This window comes from Streptomyces murinus, assembly GCF_002154555.1.
GTDB classification, from domain to species: domain Bacteria; phylum Actinomycetota; class Actinomycetes; order Streptomycetales; family Streptomycetaceae; genus Streptomyces; species Streptomyces murinus.
This window is the reverse complement of sequence record NZ_MUNF01000777.1, coordinates 1-526: the sequence shown is the minus strand read 5'-3', so window position 1 is coordinate 526 and position 526 is coordinate 1. Positions and strand designations below refer to the sequence as shown.

Sequence of the window (526 nt, the reverse complement as noted above, 5' to 3'; positions counted from 1 at the left end):
CGGCGGGCGACGAGGCCAAGGTGCTGGCCGGCGGGCAGAGCCTGCTGGCGCTGCTGCGATTGCGGCTCGCCTTTCCCGAACTGGTCGTGGACGTGGGCCGGATCGCTGGTCTGCGCGGGGTCCGCGAGGAGGGTGAGACGCTGGTGATCGGCGCGCTCACCACCCACCACGAGGTGATCCACGATCCGCTGGTACGCCGGCACGCCGGTCTGCTGGCGGCGGCGACGGCGACCGTCGCCGATCCGGCGGTACGGCATCGGGGCACGCTCGGCGGCGCGTTGGCGCACGCCGACCCGGCCGGCGATCTGCCCGCGATCGTATTGGCGCTGGACGGCGAACTGGTCGCCGTGGGCCCCGGCGGGCGACGCACCGTCCCGGCAAGGGAGTTCTTCGTCGGCTATCTCCAATCCGCCCTCGCTCCGGATGAGTTGCTGGTGGAGGTGCGGTTGCCGAAGGCGGACGGCTGGGGCTTCCACTACGAGAAGTTCCACCGGGTGGCGCAGTCCTGGGCGATCGTCGGGGTCGC

1 protein-coding gene is annotated in these 526 nt (G+C 72.4%); it reads left to right on the top strand.

What is annotated here, in order from left to right; translation table 11 throughout:
* Positions 1 to 526 (top strand): FAD binding domain-containing protein (locus CCN72_RS34845; RefSeq protein ID WP_208638180.1); only part of this gene is annotated, 526 nt, incomplete at both ends.